Source organism: Gluconacetobacter sp., assembly GCF_047721585.1.
Taxonomy (GTDB): Bacteria; Pseudomonadota; Alphaproteobacteria; order Acetobacterales; family Acetobacteraceae; genus Gluconacetobacter; species Gluconacetobacter dulcium.
Window position 1 is genome coordinate 44633 of the sequence record NZ_JBDNXE010000004.1, and the last position, 16529, is coordinate 61161.

Below are 16529 nucleotides of genomic sequence, written 5' to 3' on the forward strand. Positions count from 1 at the left end.
GCATCGGACAGGAGGATCAGACGGGGCACAGTTCCCCCACTGCGGACGCACTTCGGGCGCCCGCGCTTTTTCAAGCTCGGCATGGCACTTTTCCTATGTGCCAACCGCGATTTTTCTGGACGAGCGACCCGGCGGACCGTATCAATCGAGGTGTTTGGTAGCCTCAATCGATAAGCCTTCAACGGGACGCCGGTCTGCAAATCGCAGGCTGGCGTTTTTCCGTTTCAGGCTTTCATTTTGTCGTCGTGATCTCTGCATCAGGCCGTGCTCGAAGCCAGGCCAAGCCATGCTGAAAATCGATCAGCGTACGGCGTCCGACCTTTTTGGCACGCAAAACTCCGGCACCTAACTTGCGATAGGTGTCGCTCTTGCTGATTCCTGTTCTGGAACACCAGTTGTCGACCGTCACGAAATACGGTTCTTCGATCACTACATGGCTTGCTGTAGCAGGATTTTTGTTCAGGATAGTCGTCATGATGCTCCTGGATGGGTTTACGAGACCCCGGCCCAGTTGCGCCTGACGATGCTTCGGAAAAATCCAAACCGGCACGACGGACACAACCTCACACGCATCTTGCGTGCTTAAAACCGAGGCTAATTGTGACCCGTCACGGCGAAAGCATGACGACGCAACTTTCTCGAACTGACCGAGAAACTCTTTGACCTGAGCTGGAAGTTGGCCGCCTACGCTTTCGCGCGCCGTGCTTTGATCATTAAGAAAAATGGGACGAGTGTGCAAGCACGATTTTCCCAATGTAGAAAATGTAATCCGTCCTATCACGACAGCATCTCCTCAATCGCCGCAACCCGCCGATCGATCTCGACCCCGACCCACTCCATGGCCATCGCGTAATCGCTGGGCCTGAGCGGATTATCCAGCAGCGCGGCCCGACTGGTGCCGATCATCAGCACCGACAGCATGGAAAGGTCGCGTGTCTGCTGGGTGATTGCAGCAATGCGATCAGGCGTCGCCACGGGCGAGGCTTTCCGTCTCATGTCACAGGCCTCCGATCTTCCGATTGAACGCGATAGGCTGGCCGCCCCAGCACCTCCTGCCAGAAGCGGGAGCAGGTGACGTGCGGCAGGCCGAGCTTCGCGCCGATTTCCTTCCAGGTGCGTCCGGCCTCGCGCAGCCGGACCAGTTCCTTGACCCGCGCTTCGGGCCAGACTTTGCGGGGACGGCCCATCAGGCCGTCCTCTCGTCGCGGAGCAGCATGGCTTCGAGGATCTCCAGCCGCTCGAGTTGGCGCTTGGCGAGCCACTTGATGGCTTCCGGCTCACTGTCCTCGGGCTGCCGATCCCCACAATTCAACATCACCATCAACTCGGAGATGCGTCGGGCATCCTGCGCCAGGATGACCTTGTCGCGCACGGCGTCGAGGATATCCCTCTCTTGCTCCGTGACCTTCCGGTCATGCACCCGGTCGAGGATGAAGGCGCGCACTCCCTCGTTCATAGCGCACCCTCCCGCCGGGCCAGGTGCAGCGTGAACTGGCTGAGCGCGCCGGCCGAGCGCATCGCCCAGCAGGATACGGGCAGCAGGACGAACAGCGCCGCCCGCCTCGATGCGGAACGGATCATCGCGCGATCCTCCCGCCGCCCAAGACGGCCAGCACGTCGCGGGCCAGCCGGGCGCCTTCGGCCGCGTCCATCCCATCAGGGTCAGATACGGCCAGGCGGGCGCGGGCGATCAGGTCACGCTGGGAACGGGCTGGCCCCGACCAGGCGGCATCCCATGCCCGCCGCCACCGGCTGATAGCTGTGTCCATCACGTCTTCCTCCGCCGGCGTTTGAAGGCGGTTCGAAGGGATGGTTCGCGTGACGCGGCGATTGCAGGTCAGCGCGGCCTGCACAGCGGATTGAATGCTCATGCCGCACCGCCTTTGCGCTGGGCTTCCGCGTCTCTCTCCGCGACCTCCGCGATCCGCTCGGCATAGGCCGCCAGCCAAAGCAGCGCGCCGTGCCATTCCGACACCGTGCTCTCAGGCGCGTCCTGCACCAGGTTCATGTCCCGCCCGATCGCCAGGGCGATGTCGCGCAGGTCGCGCGTGTGGAAAGTCTGCCGGTCGAGGGCGTAGGCGCCATCTACCGGCGGCGGAGCAGCCGGGATCTTCCGGCTGGCTGCGGGGCGGGCGCTCATGACTGCCCTTCCAGTTCATCGATGCCGTTGGTGATTTCATCCGACAGCCGGGAGAGTTCTCCGCCGGCCCACTGGATGGCGCATCCGAGGGCGGACAGCCGCTCTTTGGTGGGCTCGAAGCACGCCTGGCCGGCCGCATTACCTGCCCAGATCAGCAGGGTCGCGATGTTCTGGGCCTTGAAGCCGGCCGCCGCGATGGCATCCATGCGCTCTTGGCTCATCGGCCGCCCTCCGCCAGCACCAGGGGCGCGTGACCGACTTTTGCGCCGCTGTGGCGCAAAATCTCCGGCTGGGCGAAACCCGCCAGGGCGACGAAAAAGAGGAACGCCATCGCAACCGATGTCCCGGTGGCGCGTACGAGTGTCCATGCCCACGATCGTGGGTGCGTGCTATAGGCACGATCAGCCATTGCCTGCTCCTGCTGCGAGCGGTTGTGGTTAGGCCGGGCGCGGGAGCTTCCACCTTCCCGTCCGGCCGCTTTATCCCTTGCGGGACGTCATCATGGATGACACTGTAACAACATGACCGCAAGCAAAAATGTCATCAATGATGCTATTTTACCAGCCCAGATCAGGGCTGGTCGCGCGCTGATCGGCTGGACCCAAGAACGACTCGCTGTTGCCTGTGGGCTTCCTAAGCGGACGATCGCCCGTATCGAACTTGCGGAGGGCAACCCGCGCCTCACCACCCTCACAGCCATCCGCACCGCCCTGGAAACCGCCGGCGTGGAGTTCATCGCGGAGAACGGAGGTGGGGCTGGGGTGCGGTTGAGGAAGGATTAAAGCATGAGCGACGCCAAAATTGCCGTCCATCGAGACGGCGAGTTCATCGGGCACTATATCGTCAAGGGCGGGATGATCACGGTTTACAGCCCGAACGGACATAGCAAGACCACGCGGCAGGCTGGCGACGGAGACAGCGCAGGCCTGGCACGCCTGATGCTGTCCGAGGCTTGGGCTCGATAGGCTCGCCCGTTCCTCACATCTGAGGAGCGACCTCCCGCACGGCGCTGGCCGCTCGTTTAGGCATCTCAGAAAGACGCTCCGCCGGCACCTGCCCACCGTGCCGGGTCTGACATGCGTTCGGTTGGGGCGCGCCATCTATTGAGGCGGACGTTCAACTGATCGAGCGGGCGCTCCGGCAGCCCTATCCGGGCTCGATCGCGGTGACACCGCTTCGAACCACGGTCTGCTCCAGCACAGCCCTGCAGCCACGCAAGAAGCCGTGCAAGCGAGACTGCTAAATCTGTTGGATCAGCCAAGGAAGCGCATAACCCGGGCGGCCAGATCGCCAACCAAAAAAAATCTTCGTGATCAAGGATCAGGGCCAATAGGCTGATGAGAAGGGAAAGATTGTCACGCCGGCCGACTCATGGAATGCATTCTAATCTAATGACGGCGATGGTGTCGCAAGGATTTGAAGCGACGATTGTCTCGTCTAATAGCGCAACAGTTCCTCAGTGAGGATTACCCGGCATGGGCAATGCCAGATGAATGAAACCCTAGGACATAATAGACGCATTATTCTGTCAGAGAAGATAGCTTCCCAGTCCGACACGGGTTGGCAAGCACCTCCTGCACCGCCGCGTCTTCTCCCATTCGCACGATCAATGAGATTGAATGGTGACTGGCAATGGCGGGCCCTAACATGTCAAAGTTTGCGCGACGATTTTATCCTTTTGGCGCGAGTAAACCTGCGTATGGGCAACTATCAGGCTTGGTTGCTTAAACAGAATAGTGATGGTTTGGCATTGCTAGCCCGATTAGAAGATCACAGCAGCCACCCAGGATTACATGCCCACACGCACTGCGGGGATGAACTTCCGTTGACCGGCACCCAATCCATTCGCCAGAGGAATGATGGGGGGAAATTAACAAAGCGTCCCCAAAAGAATGGGCGAAGAACGGTTCAGGGTCAGCCGCTATCATTTTTCTGGTCTACAGCACGCCGTGTGTTTAGAATCTCCGACCCGGTAGGAACGCAAGGGGAACTGAAGATATGAACGCCGAGCATCTCAAAGAGAAGCTTTGCGCGGCATTCTGCTCAGAGCTCTCCGTAAATCCCGTTCCGGCAGGGCTAGCTTTTAGCGGGATATTTGAAGATCTTAATGGTGATCGTGTCACGGGGTACCTAGTGCGCGACAGAGGCGCCCCATACCTATCTGACGACGGATCGTTTTTGAGCGATCTTGAGTCTTCTGGGATTGATATTTCAGAAGGAACGCGCGCGCAATTTATGCAAGGCGTTTTAGCTTCTGCGGGTGCATTTATTGATCCGGAGACGCTCTCAATTCGCACGCATTCTACTGACCGGGAACCCACACCTGATCAAATCGTGCTTTTTATGTCAGCACTGGTGCGTGCTCAAGATGTTTCATTCTGGTCAAGGGAACGAGTGAAAAGTACTTTTTCAGAAGACCTGATGATAGCTCTCGTGAACAGGTTTGGTAATGAAGCAAAATTTATCAGGCAAGGCATATTGGGAGAAGAATTTTCCGATTTTCCGTCAGATATACTATTGAAGCCCATCAATAAAGGGATTCCAGTAGCTATGTTTTTGGCACAAACGACTGAACGTCTGACAGAAGCTATGACTTTGTCACAAGAGATGCGTATACGGCATTTCCGGTCAGCAAAAATATTGGCTTTGACTGAGAATGGTGAGAACCTGTCGTTAGCTAGCAGAAAGGTTTCTCGGGCGGTCAATCGAATAGATGGCCTACTTGTCTACCGCCATGATGAAGATGCCGCGTTGGACAGAATTGGCCGCCTTGCAGAACTCCCCATCGCCGCTTAATCCCTCACCCCCGCTTCGGCGGGGTTTTCTTTGCCCAGGCCGAGCGTACACGTGCAGACATGATCCGGACAAAAACACGCGCTCGCCACCCATAAGTGGCAGTTTTTTCGGGATTTCATGGTGGAAAGATGAGGGCGCACCGGCGCGCGATCGACGTCCGGCGCTCAGGATGTCTGCTCACCCCCCTTCTGGGCCGGTGCCCACACCCAACGCGCCCAATCGTCCATCATTTGCCGGCGCTTCTCGAACAGATCCCCGCGGCGGTAGGCTGCCTCCACCTTGTCGCCAATCGCGTGCGCTAGGGCCATCTCGGCCACCTCGCGCGGGTAGTCGGTTTCCTCGGCTGCCCAGTCGCGGAAGGTGGAGCGCAATCCGTGGACTGTGACGGCCTTCGTCCCGGCGGCCAGGTGCAAGGCCTTGGAGAGTGCCACATCGGATAGCGGCTTGCCGCGTTTCTGACCGGGGAACACCAGGTCGCCAGCCCTCGGGTCTCGCAGCGCCTCGACCTCGCGCAGGATGGCCAGCGCGCCATCGGTCAGGGGAACCCGATGCTCCTTCCCGGCCTTCATCTTGTGTGCCGGCACGGTCCAGGTTCCTTCGCTCAGATCGATCTCCGACCACACCCCCGCCCTCACCTCGCCAGATCGGGCGGCGGTCAGGCAGGCAAACCGCACGGCCTTGGCCGCAATCCCGTCCGACTTCGACAATGCTGCCATCACCTTGCCGATATCCTTTCGGCCCACCGCTGCATGGTGCTCGACCTTGGCGACCTTGGACGGAGCCGGGAGAATTGCGGAGAGGTGCCCCTTCCAGCGCGCTGGATTTTCGCCATCTCGCCAGCCATGCATCCGGGCATAGTCAAGGATGCGCTCGATCCGCCCCCTCACCCGCGATGCCGTTTCGGTCTTGGTGCTCCAGATCGGGCGCAAGATTGTCAGAATGTCCTGGGTGTCGATTTCCGCCACCGGCCGGTCGCCCATGGACGGGAAAGCATTCAATTGCAGGGATGCCAGCCAGACAGGGGCCGATCGCTTGTCCCGCCAGCCCGGCGACTGCTCAGTGATGTAGCGCTCGGCCACCTCTTGGAAAGTCAGGCCTAATTCGCGCTTGGCCGCAGCCTCTTCGGCACGCCGCTGCTCCAAGGGATCAAGCCCGGAAAGCAAAGTGTGCCGAGAGTCGGCGGCGCGCTTGCGGGCTTCGACCAGGCTGACGTCCACGGCCGAGCCCAGCCCCATCTCCCGGCGCTTGCCTGTCTTCGGGCTGGTATAGCGGAAGGTCCACACCTTGGAGCCGCCCTTGGCGACGACCCACAGGTTACCCCCATCGGCCAGGGTTCCGTCCTTCAGGGCAGTCACCTGCCGCACGGTCAATTGGTGTGGCGCCAGCCGGCTCATGATTTCCTGTACCCCTCTTGGTACCCATCTTAGAAACCGGGCTTTCAGGGGTCAATCAGGGACGCCCAGAGACAAGGCGATTAGATTCTTCCTTTATTTCAATCCCTTTATGGGACACCCTGATACAGCCATGGACATGAGTTAGGTGGACCTCAGCTCCACCACTTGCCTTGATAAGACCCTGTTTTTCCATATGAAAATATGTAGATGAAAATCGACTCATTGGTCGGTTGTCCGTCGTGTTGCGCTCAGCGCCGTCGTTCGGCTCCGGTAGAATGCAAAGCGGGTCTTTCAGCACAATCCATGCATTCATGATCGCGGGCGTCCTGGTGAGATCCACGCCATGGACCGACGCTGCCAGGCGCACTCGCGCCTTTTTTATCGCGGCAATGATAGCGCCCGCATCATGACCCCAATGCAGTATCTTTCCACCGGAAAAGAACCGTAAGGCTGCTTATTCGTTGCAGGATACCATGGTCTGCGGGAGTATTGAGAGCCCCGTCACACCTTTGGTAAAACAGAATTTGGATGACATGAAAAAAATCATGACCGTGGCGGCGATACTGGTCTTGTCGGGATGTACGGCGACCGAGAAACCTCGGCAACTCGGCATGACCAACCCTGCTTCGACCTACTGCGTGAAGCAGGGGGGCACGCTGGAGATCAGAACGGAGCCCGGCGGGCAGGTCGGCTACTGCCATCTTCCCGACGGTCGCGTCGTCGAGGAATGGACGTTGTTCCGCAGTGCACGGCGCTGAGAAAAGACTCTTGTGAAAACGTTTTTTAAAATCACAAGATTTCATTTTTCTTCAGGGAAGATTCCACCTTCAACGGGAGCCAGAAGATCCGGCCCGTCGTGTCCCACCTTGTTGATCCGTGTTCCGACGCGCCATGCCTGCAACATGTCGACCGGCGCCGGGACCAGCAATCGTTCCGCGATCGCGGGTGGGGCATCGAACCACGCATCGCGATCCTGATCCGCGATGATGACCGGCATCCGGTCATGGACGGAACGGGTCGCCGCATTGGCCTGAGTGGTCACGATGGCGAAACTGCGCAGGATATCGCCCTCATATTCCCAGGATTCCCAGATTGCCGCCAATGCCAGCGGCTTGCCGTCGCGCCGGGCGAATGCCCAGGGTTGCCGGGGCGGCGGGCCGGACTGCCATTCGTAATAAGCCGTTGCCGGCACCAGGCAGCGGCGCGAGCGAAAAGCGGCGCGGAACATGCCCGAGGTGGCGACGGTTTCCGCCCTGGCGTTGATCGGCTGGCGGCCCATATCGTGCGCCCAGTTGGGAACCAGCCCCCATAACAGCAGATCCAGCCGGAGATCATGACTGACCGGGTGACGGCGCACCACCGCCACGGGTTGGCGCGGCGCGATATTCCACGAAGGCAGCCAGTCGGGCGCGGGGCCGGCGAGATGGAAAGCCTGCCGCATCTGCTCCAGCGATAGCGCGTTGGCGAAACGCCCGCACATCGTTCAGGCGGGTGCGGATTTCGGGTCGACGGTGACCGACCACGATCCATGCCATTCCTCGCCCGGCCCGATATGCAGAAGGCCCGGCTTGTTGGTAAAGTCGCCTGAAAATCCTTGAGGTGTTGAAAAACCATGCCAGGGTTCGATGCACAGGAAATCGGCCCCCGGCTTCGTCCATAGTCCCAGTTCGCGGAAGCCTTCCCAGGCGAGTGTTACGCCGGTTCCGTCCGGAGCATGGAAACTGACGCTGCGGCTGGCCGGATCATCCATGATGATGGCATCGTCGATGAACAGATCATCGGATAAAGCCAGCGTCCGCCCGACGATCGGTGTGGGAAAGGACGTGGGCTGAAGCAGCCCGCCGGCGATCCGCCGGATCGGCGCGGGTTCGGGGCGTTCGAATGTCAGCACATGATCCTGCTTCGCCGTGCCTGGCTGCTGCGGCCAGACAAAGGCCGGGTGCGCGCCCAGTGAGGCCGGCAGGACCTGCGTCGGGTCGGGATTATGCAGGCGATAGCGCACATGCAGCGTATCGCCCTCGGCCTGATAATCGAGCGTCAGCACGAAGCGGAACGGAAAAATCGTGCGGGTGTCAGCATCATCGGTCAGGACCAATGTGCATCCGTCGGCGCGGCGATCCTGCCATGTGAAGGCCCGGTCACGCGCGAAACCGTGCTGGGTGATATGATAAGGCCGGCCGTCGATCCAGGCCGTGTCGTCCGGCAGGCGGCCGACGATGGGAAACAGCACCGGCGAGCGCCGCGGCCAGGCCGGCAGGCCAGACCACAGACGCTCCTGCCCTGCCCCGTCGGCCAGCGACTGCAATTCGGCGCCCTGTCCGGCAACGCGGGCTGTGATCCGGCCCGAACTGAAGACATGATCCGTCATCGCATTTTCTCCGTGTGCAGGCCCGCGTGTTTCCGATCAGAACGGGCGGACAATCACCATGATCACCACGACAGCCATCAGAATGGTCGGAATTTCATTTGCCGCGCGATAGAAATTTTCCGGCCGCGTGTTTCTGTCCTCGGCAAAGGTCCGCCGCCAGCCCGCGCATGCGCCGTGAAAGCCGGCCAGACCCAGCACCGAGACAATCTTGAGATACCACCAGCCGGCATGCCAATCGACCGTGCCGGGTGTGAGCGCCAGCAGGGTGCCGAACAGAAAAGTGCTGATCATGGCCGGGTTCATGATCTGGCGCAGCAATTTACGTTCCATCACCTTGAAACGTTCGCTTTCGGCGGAACCGGGCTGGGCCTGGCAGTGATAGACGAACAGGCGCGGCAGGTAGAACATGCCCGACATCCACGCGATCAGCGACATCACATGCAGGGCCTTGAACCATGCCAGCCAGGGCAGGAGACCAAAGATCAAGACCGGCCTCCGTGATGTGCTGCCTGGGCAGCCTGAATCCGCTCCAGGAACGGGGCGAATTCCGACAGGTGCCCGATCCGGAACAGGCCCGGCCAGTCCGGAGCCGGCAGGTCGAGCGGGCGCAGCAGCACGCAGGCCATGCCGGCGGCCCGCGCGGCATTGGCGCCGGTATCGGTATCTTCCAGCACGACGCATTCGTCCGCCGGTACGCCTTCGGTTTCCGCCGCGTGCAGATAGACCGCCGGATCGGGCTTCGGCTTGCCCATGTCCCGCGCCGAGTGAACCCGGTCGGCCACGAACCGGTCCAGCCCGGTGCGGGCAAATTTGACGTCCATCTCGGCGATCGAGGAATTGGAACCGACCCGAACGGGCAGGTCGAGCCCGATCACCGCCGTCAGCATGTCGTGCGCGCCGTCGATAACCCGCGCTTCTTCCCGCATCAGGTCGACCAGCTTGTATTGCACGATCGTCGCCCAGTCGTCGGGCAGTTTGCGGCCGGTTTCCGCCTCTGCCTCGACCTTGATGCGGGTCAGGGCCCGTCCGGCCAGGCGCTGCACGGCTTCCTCGTCGTCATAATCCAGGCCGATCTGGCGCAATTCCTGCGCCACCAGCCGGCAGGACGGCCCTTCGCTGTCGATCAGCACGCCGTCGCAATCGAAGATCACCAGACGAAGCCGCCCATCGGGCCGGACGGCCTTCGGCAGCGCTGCGGGCGTCATTGCCCGATCTCCCGGACCGCCCTGACCAGTTCGCCCACATGCTCGGGCGGCGTGGCCGGCACCACGCCGTGGCCGAGATTGAAGACATGCGGCCGGCCTTTCATCGCATCGCGGATCGCACGGGCTTCCTGCGTCATCGCGTCGCCGCCCGCCAGCAGCAGCAGCGGGTCGAGATTGCCCTGGAGCGTGATGTCGTCGGGCAGCAGGCGGCTCATCGCCATCATGTCGGCGCCGGTATCCAGCGCGAGCACCCGCACGCCGGTTTCGCGCGCATATTCGGTCGCCATCACCCCGGCCAGGCGCGGGAAGCCGATCACCGGCACGCCCGGCCGACGGGCATGGATTTCCTGCACGATGGCGCGGGTGGGTGCGATGACGTGGCGGCGGAACTGGTTGGGCGGCAGCAGGCCCGACCAGCTGTCGAACAGCATCACCGCCTCGGCTCCCGCGTCGATCTGCGCCACCAGCATGTCGGCGGTCGCTTCGGTCAGGCGTGCCATCAGGCGGTCGAACAGCAGCGGATCGGCATAGGCCATGCCGCGTGTCGCATCGAATTCCCGCGATCCATGGCCTTCGACCATGTAGCACGCGACCGTGAACGGCGCGCCGGCAAAGCCCAGGAGCGTCGTGCGGCCACCCTGGGCGGCGCCGATCGTATCCGGGCCGTCGAGGATGCCGCGCAGGCGCGTCAGGGTTTCCATGACCGGTGCCGTGGCCTCCGGCACCCGTTTCGGGTCCAGGCGGTCGAGATCGGCCTGGCTGCGGATCGGCCCGAGAACCGGCCCGGTGCCGTGGACGAATTCCAGTGACTGCCCCATGGCCCAGGGCAGGATCAGGATGTCGGAGAACAGGATCGCCCCGTCCATGGCGTAGCGCCGGATCGGTTGCAGGGTGATCTCGGTTGCCAGATCGGGTGTCATGCAGCGGGTGATGAAATCCGCCTTGTCGCGCAGGGCACGGAATTCCGGCAGGTAGCGCCCCGCCTGGCGCATCAGCCAGAGCGGCGGCGGCCACACGGCCTCGCCCTGTAGGACCCGCAGGAGGGGTTTGCCTGTTTCCGTCATCGCCTGTCCGCCGTCAGATCGTTCATTGCGGGACTATCCCGTACTTTTCTCGGGGATGACAGGACCGCATGGCGAGGTCCGGTACGCCATCACCGGATTTCGGGACCAACCTCTAAACATGAAATAAGAAGAAAGAAACGCTGAGGAGGTTATTAGGGCCTGTGGATGACGGGGTACCCGCATTTCCAAAAACGTACCCCGTCTTTCCCACAGGGTGTACAGTTTCATTCACACGGGGATTCATAAGGTTAGATGAGTTATCCCGAATGTGCCGACATGAGGCTGTGTACAACCCACCGTGTCGGCGGCTGTGAGGGTTGTCCACGGTACTCGGTACGATCAAGAAGCGTATGGAGTACTATCCCCATGTACCCCAGTACTCGTTCGACCCGATCACAGGGTTTCTTTTTTTCAGTACGGAGAGCAGGCGCATGAGCGACTCGTCATTAGTACTATTCGCGACTCTTCTACAGGCCGAGTCGCCCCGGATAGTACTGGCCAGCCAGTCCGCGACCCGGCGCACCCTGCTGGAACAGGCGGGAATCCGCGCCGAAACCCGCCCCGCGCGTATCGACGAAGGTGCGGTGCGGGAGTCGGCGCGCGCCGAGGGTTTGTCGCCCGGCGATTGCGCGCTGTTGCTTGCCGAACTCAAGGCGCAGCGCATTCGTGAGCCCGACTGCGTGGTGATCGGTGCCGACCAGATCCTGGAATGCGATGGCGTATGGTTCGAGAAACCAGCCGACCGCGCGGCCGCCCGGACCCAGTTGCTGGCATTGCGCGGGCGGGCGCATGTGCTGCACAGCGCGGTGGTGGTGATGCGCGACGGACAGGTGATCTGGCGGCATGTCGCCCGGCCGGAACTGACCATGCGCCGGTTTTCCGAACCCTTCCTCGATGCCTATCTCGATCTGGAAGGGGATGCCGTGCTGTCCTCGGTCGGGGCTTATCGCCTGGAAGGGCCGGGCATCCATCTGTTCGAGCGCGTGACGGGCGAGCATGCGGCCATTCTGGGGCTGCCTCTGCTGCCGTTGCTGGGGTTCCTGCGCCAGCATGGGGTGGTTCTTGCGTAGGGGTTCTGTTCTTTTTTGAAAAAAAGAACCAAAAAACTTTTTGATTCGTTCAGGAGCCTTGTGCTGGGGACGCGCGATGGTCTTGAACCTGGGAAAGTCTTTTTGCTTCTTTTTCTTCAGAAAAAGAAGGCTTCTTCCTTCCGACCGACGAGGCGCAAAAAATCCATGGACGGGGGCTTGCCAAGGAAACGGGGCACGGTTATACCCCGCCCACCCGCACGTCATCACTGACGGCGCGGACCGGTTGGACGGGGCCATAGCTCAGTTGGGAGAGCGCCTGAATGGCATTCAGGAGGTCGTCGGTTCGATTCCGATTGGCTCCACCAATCCTTCCGGTCCCTTTTTTCAGACAATCCGAATTGCGCATTCTGCTATCGCGCTCTGCCTCGCAAGGGCCGTAGCGCGCGGTGCCAGACCAGCATTGCGCACAGTGTCGTGGCTGCCAGCGTGCCGATCATCATGCCCCCTACCGCTGTCCAGTCCGCCGTCCATGGCAGGTGCAGGACCGCGCGCATGATCAGCCATGCGGCGGATGCGCCCAGCAGGATGGCGGAGAGGCCGGCCGTCAGACCCAGCAGCGTAAATTCGATCAGCCAGATGGCGCGGATCTGGCGTGGGCCGGCGCCCACCGCCTGAAGGATGGCGGCGTTGGCGACCCGCTGGCGCCAGCCGGCGGCCAATGTCGCGGCCAGGACCAGCGCGCCCGATGCCATGATGATCGAAGCGGCGACGCTGAGTGCCGTGGCGATCTGGCTGGCCAGCGCGGTCAGGCGGGCCAGTACGTCGGCAACCCTGATGCCGGTGACGCCCGGTAGCGCGTCGGTGATGGCGGCCAGCGTGGCGGCATCCTGATCGGCGCGGCCATCGGTGGCCAGTGTCGCGACGAAGGTGTGGGGCGCGTGCGACAGCAGGCCGGGCGAGACGACGAACGCGAAATTGAGCTGGAGCGACCGCCAGGCGACGGTGCGCAGGTTGGCCACCCGGACGTCGATCGCGCGGCCCAGCACGTTCAGCCGGATGGTCGAGCCGACATGCACGCCCCATCCCTGGGCCAGTCCGGCATCCAGCGACAGCAGGGGCGGCCCGGCATAATCGGCGGCCCACCATGTGCCTTCGGCCAGTTTCGTGCCGGGTGGCGGTGTGGCGGCCACTGTCAGCCCGTGATCGCCGCGCAGGGCCCAGCGGGTCTGTGGTGTCGCGTTGACCTGTTCGGCCGGTATGCCGTCGACCGCGACGACGCGCGTGCGCATCGAGGGCAGTTGCTGAATCGTGCGGACTGAGGGCTGGGCCTTGGCCAGACTGTCGAACCGGTCCAGGTCGGCGGGCTGGATGTCGATGAAATAGAAGGCGGGGGCGTTGTGCGGCATCTGGTCGCGCAGTTGCGCCATCATCGCGCCCTCGGTCAGCAGGATCGCCGCCATGGCGGCCAGTCCGGCACCCAGTGCGGTGACCATCCTGGTAGTGGTCGCATTGCGATAGGCGAACAGCGCCAGCGCCAGCCTCGGCACGCCCCGCGCCGTATCCAGCCGTGCCAGCAGGATGGACACGCCCCGGCGTAGTATGAGGCCCGCCAGCAGCAGGGTGCCGGCGGCGAACAGGACGACGCCGAGGAAGCCGGCCGCGAAGAGCGGGCTGTCCGCCAGCCGGATCGTGAGCAGACCGGCCAGGAGCACGCACAGGGTCAGGGCCGCGCCGACGCGCCAGGAACGCGCGCGGGTTGCCGCCTGCTGGCCCTGGTCGCGGAACAGCGAGGCCGGGCTGATCGCACAGGCTCGCGCCAGCGGCGGGATGACGGACAGCAGGGCGACCAGCACGCCGAACAGGCCGGCCGTCAGGACCGGGAGAAGCGGCGGGATCGTGGTCGTCTCGATGGGGAGCAGGCCGCTCAGCATGTGCGCCGCCAGTGGCGGCAGCAGCAGGGCCGGCACCATGCCGGCCCCGATGCCGATGCCGCACAGGGCGGCGATCTGGAGGCCGAATGTGCGCCGGATTAACGGCCCCGAGGCGCCGAGGCAGCGCAGGATGGCGATGGTGCGCCCGCGACCTTCCAGCCATGAGGTGACGCCGGTCGAAACCCCCAGCCCGCCCAGCAGCAGGGCGCATAACCCGATCAGGGCCAGGAAGCGGGCCATCTGGTCGACGGTGCGGGTCAGCGCGGGGGCGGCGTCGGCTTCGCCGCGAATTCGCCAGCCTTGATCGGGAAAACGGGCGGCAATCGCGCGCGCCAGAGCACCGGCCCGCGCCGGCCGGCCTGTTGCCGGCCCGTCCAGCGCCAGGCGCAGCACATGATTGACCAGGGCGCCCGGCTGCATCAGTCCGGCGACATCCAGCGCGGATCGGGTGATCATGACCGTGGGGGCCAGCGTTACCGTGCCGGCGCCGTCCGGGGTGCGGTCTAGGCTGCCGGCCACACGGAATTGAGCGGTGCCGATCCGCACGATCGTGCCGATTTTCAGCTTTAGCCGGTCGATGACCAGGGGGTCGGCCAGCAGGCTGGGCTGGCCGTGATCCGGCGCCAGGGCGCGGTCGAGCGGGACCTGCGGTGTGAGGGCGAGCGTGCCGACCAGAGGATAGGCGTCATCGACCGCCGAGAGTTCGACCAGCATCCGGTCATCCGGCCGGCCGGGGCCGCGCGGGGCGTAGAGCATCGAACGCATGCGCAGCATCCGCGAGACGTGGGCCTCGCGCGCCATTGCGAAATCGGCCAGTTCGGCGGGGAGCGGGTCGCTGCTTTCGATCGACAGGTCGCCGCCCAGCAGGGTGCGCTGCTCGGCGGCGATGCCGTCGCGGATCATGTCGCGCAGGCTGCCCACCCCGCCGATGGTGGCCACCCCCAGCGCCAGGCAGGCCAGAACGACGCGCATGCCGCCGATGCCGCCGCGCAGGTCGCGCCAGGCCAGACGGGCGGCCATGCGCCATTGGCTCACGATGCGGGCTCCCGCACCGGGTGGTCGGCCAGCACATGTCCGTCCTCCACCCGCAGGCGGCGGTCGCAGCGTGCCGCGAGGGCCGGATCGTGGGTGATCAGGATGAGCGTTGTGCCGTATTGGCGTTGCAGGCTGAACAGCAGGTCCATCACCGCCGCGCCGGTGCGGCTGTCGAGATTGCCGGTCGGTTCGTCGGCCAGCAGCAGCCTTGGCCGCGTGACGAAGGCGCGGGCCAGCGCCACGCGCTGCTGTTCGCCGCCCGACAGTTCGCCCGGCAGGTGGTCCAGCCGGTGGCCTAGCCCCACCGCATCCAGCGCGGCGCGGGCAGCGGTGGTGCCGTCGGCCCGGCCGGCCAGTTCCAGCGGCACCAGTACGTTTTCCAGCGCCGTCATGGTGGGGATCAACTGGAAGGACTGGAAGACGATGCCCATCGTCTCGCGCCGGAAACGGGCCAGTGCGTCTTCGTCCAGATGGCCCAGCGTGGTGGCGGCGATGCGGATCGTGCCGCGTGTCGGGCGTTCCAGCCCCGCCAGCAGCATCAGCAGCGATGTCTTGCCCGACCCCGAAGGGCCGATGATGCCCAGGGCCTCGCCTTCGGTCACGCGCAGGCTCACGGCATGCAGGATGGTCAGTGCCCCCTGCCCGGCGTCGTTGGCCCGGCGCGGATTGACCGCACCGGCGCGGGTCGGCACTGTCAGCCACAGATCCTGTGCTTCGACCAGCGTCGTCCGTCCATTCGGGAGCCCGTCGCCGTCCATGCGTTTTCCTTCCCACAGGGTATGGTCCTGCCTGCACGCTACACGGCGCCTGCACGGAGCCCGAACGGTTTTTCTGTTTCTTGCCGCCTGTCTGTGGGCGCTTGCCGCCCCATCGGGCCATGCGGCCGATCGTCCCGTGCGGATTCTGGCGCTGGGGGATTCCCTGACGGCCGGATATGGGCTGGCGCATGCGGACAGCTTCGTGCCGCGCCTTCAGGCGGCGCTGGATGCGCGTGGCGACGCGATCACCATCCTGGATGGTGGCGTGTCGGGCGATACCAGCGCCGATGCCCTGGCGCGGCTGGACTGGGCGCTGGGCGACAAGCCCGACGCGGTGATCGTGGAACTGGGTGGCAATGACGGGCTGCGCGGGCTGGACCCGGCCCGGATGGAGCAGAACCTGACGGTGATTTTGGACCGGTTGCAGCGGGACCATCTGCCTGTGCTGCTGTCGGGCATGTATGCGCCGCCCAATATGGGGGCGGGTTACAGTCAGTCCTTCCGCGCGGTGTTTGAGCGTCTGTCGCGCCGGCCGGGTATTTTATGGGATCCGTTCTTCCTCGACGGGGTGGCGGCGCATCCGGACCTGGAACAGGCGGATCATATTCACCCCGATCCTGCCGGAGTTGCCGTGATCGTGGCGCGGATGGTGCCTTTGGTGGAGCGGCTGGCGCGCCAGGAGTGAGGGAGTTCTGTTCTTTTTTGCAAAAAAGAACCAAAAAACTCTGATTCGTTCAGGAGCTTTGTGCTGGGGACAGATGATGGCCCCGAACGATCGAAAGTCTTTTTGCTTCTTTTTCTTCAGAA

23 protein-coding genes and 1 tRNA gene are annotated in these 16529 nt (G+C 63.3%); 7 read left to right on the forward strand and 17 right to left on the reverse strand.

The features are described from left to right. Positions 1 to 232: 232 nt before the first annotated feature. From ABF821_RS01780 to ABF821_RS01820, 9 genes are all read right to left on the reverse strand, one after another. Complete coding sequence (locus ABF821_RS01780; protein WP_415528872.1) at positions 233 to 475, reverse strand: hypothetical protein; 243 nt, start codon at positions 473 to 475, stop codon at positions 233 to 235. A 302-nt stretch (positions 476 to 777) separates the two neighbouring features. Then, on the reverse strand, positions 778 to 975 hold the full coding sequence (locus ABF821_RS01785) for a hypothetical protein (RefSeq protein WP_415528873.1): 198 nt from the start codon (positions 973 to 975) through the stop codon (positions 778 to 780). A 17-nt stretch (positions 976 to 992) separates the two neighbouring features. Further along, on the reverse strand, positions 993 to 1187 hold the full coding sequence (locus ABF821_RS01790; protein WP_415528874.1) for a hypothetical protein: 195 nt from the start codon (positions 1185 to 1187) through the stop codon (positions 993 to 995). After that, on the reverse strand, positions 1187 to 1456 hold the full coding sequence (locus ABF821_RS01795; protein ID WP_415528875.1) for a hypothetical protein: 270 nt from the start codon (positions 1454 to 1456) through the stop codon (positions 1187 to 1189). Before ABF821_RS01795 ends, ABF821_RS01790 begins: the two co-directional genes overlap by 1 nt. After that, positions 1453 to 1581, reverse strand: coding sequence for a hypothetical protein (locus tag ABF821_RS01800; protein ID WP_415528876.1), 129 nt, complete (start codon positions 1579 to 1581; stop codon positions 1453 to 1455). The genes ABF821_RS01795 and ABF821_RS01800 overlap by 4 nt, the downstream gene beginning before the upstream one ends. Next, entirely contained in the window at positions 1578 to 1871 is a 294-nt protein-coding gene (locus ABF821_RS01805; RefSeq protein WP_415528877.1) for a hypothetical protein, read from the reverse strand. Before ABF821_RS01805 ends, ABF821_RS01800 begins: the two co-directional genes overlap by 4 nt. Next, on the reverse strand, positions 1868 to 2140 hold the full coding sequence (locus ABF821_RS01810) for a hypothetical protein (protein WP_415528878.1): 273 nt from the start codon (positions 2138 to 2140) through the stop codon (positions 1868 to 1870). The genes ABF821_RS01805 and ABF821_RS01810 overlap by 4 nt, the downstream gene beginning before the upstream one ends. Continuing rightward, the gene (locus ABF821_RS01815) at positions 2137 to 2346 is read right to left on the reverse strand and encodes a hypothetical protein (protein WP_415528879.1); all 210 of its coding nucleotides are present in this window, start codon (positions 2344 to 2346) and stop codon (positions 2137 to 2139) included. The genes ABF821_RS01810 and ABF821_RS01815 overlap by 4 nt, the downstream gene beginning before the upstream one ends. Before the next feature lie 11 nt (positions 2347 to 2357). After that, positions 2358 to 2549 (reverse strand): hypothetical protein, encoded by a 192-nt coding sequence (locus ABF821_RS01820; protein WP_415528880.1) that lies wholly within the window; start codon positions 2547 to 2549, stop codon positions 2358 to 2360. A gap of 112 nt (positions 2550 to 2661) precedes the next feature. Here ABF821_RS01820 and ABF821_RS01825 point away from each other — a divergent pair, with 112 nt between their 5' ends. The 3 genes from ABF821_RS01825 (at position 2662) to ABF821_RS01835 (ending at position 4936) form a co-directional block, all read left to right on the forward strand. Then, positions 2662 to 2922, forward strand: a complete 261-nt coding sequence (locus ABF821_RS01825; protein ID WP_415528881.1) for a helix-turn-helix domain-containing protein — start codon at positions 2662 to 2664, stop codon at positions 2920 to 2922. Between the two features lie 3 nt (positions 2923 to 2925). Continuing rightward, positions 2926 to 3105, forward strand: coding sequence for a hypothetical protein (locus ABF821_RS01830; RefSeq protein ID WP_415528882.1), 180 nt, complete (start codon positions 2926 to 2928; stop codon positions 3103 to 3105). A 1033-nt stretch (positions 3106 to 4138) separates the two neighbouring features. After that, a complete protein-coding gene (locus tag ABF821_RS01835) occupies positions 4139 to 4936 on the forward strand; it encodes a DUF1828 domain-containing protein (protein ID WP_182984903.1) in 798 nt (265 codons plus the stop codon). Positions 4937 to 5100: 164 nt separating this feature from the next. On the opposite strand, the gene ABF821_RS01840 is transcribed toward ABF821_RS01835, so the two are convergent. Beyond that, positions 5101 to 6330 (reverse strand): tyrosine-type recombinase/integrase, encoded by a 1230-nt coding sequence (locus ABF821_RS01840; protein WP_415528883.1) that lies wholly within the window; start codon positions 6328 to 6330, stop codon positions 5101 to 5103. Between the two features lie 533 nt (positions 6331 to 6863). Between ABF821_RS01840 and ABF821_RS01845 the strand changes: the two genes are divergently transcribed. Next, the gene (locus tag ABF821_RS01845) at positions 6864 to 7088 is read left to right on the forward strand and encodes a DUF333 domain-containing protein (RefSeq protein WP_415528884.1); all 225 of its coding nucleotides are present in this window, start codon (positions 6864 to 6866) and stop codon (positions 7086 to 7088) included. A gap of 41 nt (positions 7089 to 7129) precedes the next feature. On the opposite strand, the gene ABF821_RS01850 is transcribed toward ABF821_RS01845, so the two are convergent. From ABF821_RS01850 to hemE, 5 genes are read right to left on the reverse strand one after another with little or no spacing between them, the layout of a single operon-like run. Further along, a complete protein-coding gene (locus tag ABF821_RS01850) occupies positions 7130 to 7810 on the reverse strand; it encodes an SOS response-associated peptidase (RefSeq protein WP_415528885.1) in 681 nt (226 codons plus the stop codon). A gap of 3 nt (positions 7811 to 7813) precedes the next feature. Beyond that, entirely contained in the window at positions 7814 to 8698 is an 885-nt protein-coding gene (locus ABF821_RS01855) for an aldose 1-epimerase family protein (RefSeq protein WP_415528886.1), read from the reverse strand. Between the two features lie 36 nt (positions 8699 to 8734). Next, on the reverse strand, positions 8735 to 9184 hold the full coding sequence (gene hemJ, locus ABF821_RS01860; protein ID WP_182974430.1) for a protoporphyrinogen oxidase HemJ: 450 nt from the start codon (positions 9182 to 9184) through the stop codon (positions 8735 to 8737). Continuing rightward, positions 9181 to 9903, reverse strand: coding sequence for an HAD family hydrolase (locus ABF821_RS01865; protein WP_182974431.1), 723 nt, complete (start codon positions 9901 to 9903; stop codon positions 9181 to 9183). Before ABF821_RS01865 ends, hemJ begins: the two co-directional genes overlap by 4 nt. Next, positions 9900 to 10967: a uroporphyrinogen decarboxylase gene (hemE, locus tag ABF821_RS01870; RefSeq protein ID WP_415528887.1), complete on the reverse strand. Its 1068-nt coding sequence runs from the start codon at positions 10965 to 10967 to the stop codon at positions 9900 to 9902. The genes ABF821_RS01865 and hemE overlap by 4 nt, the downstream gene beginning before the upstream one ends. A gap of 431 nt (positions 10968 to 11398) precedes the next feature. Between hemE and ABF821_RS01875 the strand changes: the two genes are divergently transcribed. Together ABF821_RS01875 and ABF821_RS01880 are read left to right on the forward strand one after the other, a co-directional pair. Beyond that, on the forward strand, positions 11399 to 12037 hold the full coding sequence (locus ABF821_RS01875; RefSeq protein ID WP_182974433.1) for a Maf family protein: 639 nt from the start codon (positions 11399 to 11401) through the stop codon (positions 12035 to 12037). 250 nt (positions 12038 to 12287) lie between these two features. Next, positions 12288 to 12363, forward strand: a tRNA-Ala gene (locus ABF821_RS01880). A 45-nt stretch (positions 12364 to 12408) separates the two neighbouring features. On the opposite strand, the gene ABF821_RS01885 is transcribed toward ABF821_RS01880, so the two are convergent. Together ABF821_RS01885 and ABF821_RS01890 are read right to left on the reverse strand one after the other, a co-directional pair. After that, complete coding sequence (locus ABF821_RS01885; RefSeq protein ID WP_415528888.1) at positions 12409 to 14964, reverse strand: ABC transporter permease; 2556 nt, start codon at positions 14962 to 14964, stop codon at positions 12409 to 12411. Further along, positions 14961 to 15722 (reverse strand): ABC transporter ATP-binding protein, encoded by a 762-nt coding sequence (locus ABF821_RS01890; protein ID WP_415528889.1) that lies wholly within the window; start codon positions 15720 to 15722, stop codon positions 14961 to 14963. Before ABF821_RS01890 ends, ABF821_RS01885 begins: the two co-directional genes overlap by 4 nt. Here ABF821_RS01890 and ABF821_RS01895 point away from each other — a divergent pair. Next, positions 15721 to 16407, forward strand: a complete 687-nt coding sequence (locus tag ABF821_RS01895) for an arylesterase (protein WP_415528890.1) — start codon at positions 15721 to 15723, stop codon at positions 16405 to 16407. The genes ABF821_RS01890 and ABF821_RS01895 overlap by 2 nt on opposite strands. Positions 16408 to 16529: the final 122 nt, after the last annotated feature.

Bases quoted from the DNA above. Each gene is read 5' to 3' on its own strand.
- ABF821_RS01780 (WP_415528872.1), bottom strand. From the start codon at position 475: ATGACGACTATCCTGAACAAAAATCCTGCTACAGCAAGCCATGTAGTG.
- ABF821_RS01790 (WP_415528874.1), bottom strand. From the start codon at position 1,187: ATGGGCCGTCCCCGCAAAGTCTGGCCCGAAGCGCGGGTCAAGGAACTG.
- ABF821_RS01795 (WP_415528875.1), bottom strand. From the start codon at position 1,456: ATGAACGAGGGAGTGCGCGCCTTCATCCTCGACCGGGTGCATGACCGG.
- ABF821_RS01800 (WP_415528876.1), bottom strand. From the start codon at position 1,581: ATGATCCGTTCCGCATCGAGGCGGGCGGCGCTGTTCGTCCTGCTGCCC.
- ABF821_RS01805 (WP_415528877.1), bottom strand. From the start codon at position 1,871: ATGAGCATTCAATCCGCTGTGCAGGCCGCGCTGACCTGCAATCGCCGC.
- ABF821_RS01810 (WP_415528878.1), bottom strand. From the start codon at position 2,140: ATGAGCGCCCGCCCCGCAGCCAGCCGGAAGATCCCGGCTGCTCCGCCG.
- ABF821_RS01815 (WP_415528879.1), bottom strand. From the start codon at position 2,346: ATGGATGCCATCGCGGCGGCCGGCTTCAAGGCCCAGAACATCGCGACC.
- ABF821_RS01820 (WP_415528880.1), bottom strand. From the start codon at position 2,549: ATGGCTGATCGTGCCTATAGCACGCACCCACGATCGTGGGCATGGACA.
- ABF821_RS01825 (WP_415528881.1), top strand. From the start codon at position 2,662: ATGACCGCAAGCAAAAATGTCATCAATGATGCTATTTTACCAGCCCAG.
- ABF821_RS01830 (WP_415528882.1), top strand. From the start codon at position 2,926: ATGAGCGACGCCAAAATTGCCGTCCATCGAGACGGCGAGTTCATCGGG.
- ABF821_RS01835 (WP_182984903.1), top strand. From the start codon at position 4,139: ATGAACGCCGAGCATCTCAAAGAGAAGCTTTGCGCGGCATTCTGCTCA.
- ABF821_RS01840 (WP_415528883.1), bottom strand. From the start codon at position 6,330: ATGAGCCGGCTGGCGCCACACCAATTGACCGTGCGGCAGGTGACTGCC.
- ABF821_RS01845 (WP_415528884.1), top strand. From the start codon at position 6,864: ATGAAAAAAATCATGACCGTGGCGGCGATACTGGTCTTGTCGGGATGT.
- ABF821_RS01850 (WP_415528885.1), bottom strand. From the start codon at position 7,810: ATGTGCGGGCGTTTCGCCAACGCGCTATCGCTGGAGCAGATGCGGCAG.
- ABF821_RS01855 (WP_415528886.1), bottom strand. From the start codon at position 8,698: ATGACGGATCATGTCTTCAGTTCGGGCCGGATCACAGCCCGCGTTGCC.
- ABF821_RS01865 (WP_182974431.1), bottom strand. From the start codon at position 9,903: ATGACGCCCGCAGCGCTGCCGAAGGCCGTCCGGCCCGATGGGCGGCTT.
- hemE (WP_415528887.1), bottom strand. From the start codon at position 10,967: ATGACGGAAACAGGCAAACCCCTCCTGCGGGTCCTACAGGGCGAGGCC.
- ABF821_RS01875 (WP_182974433.1), top strand. From the start codon at position 11,399: ATGAGCGACTCGTCATTAGTACTATTCGCGACTCTTCTACAGGCCGAG.
- ABF821_RS01895 (WP_415528890.1), top strand. From the start codon at position 15,721: ATGCGTTTTCCTTCCCACAGGGTATGGTCCTGCCTGCACGCTACACGG.
- ABF821_RS01890 (WP_415528889.1), bottom strand. From the start codon at position 15,722: ATGGACGGCGACGGGCTCCCGAATGGACGGACGACGCTGGTCGAAGCA.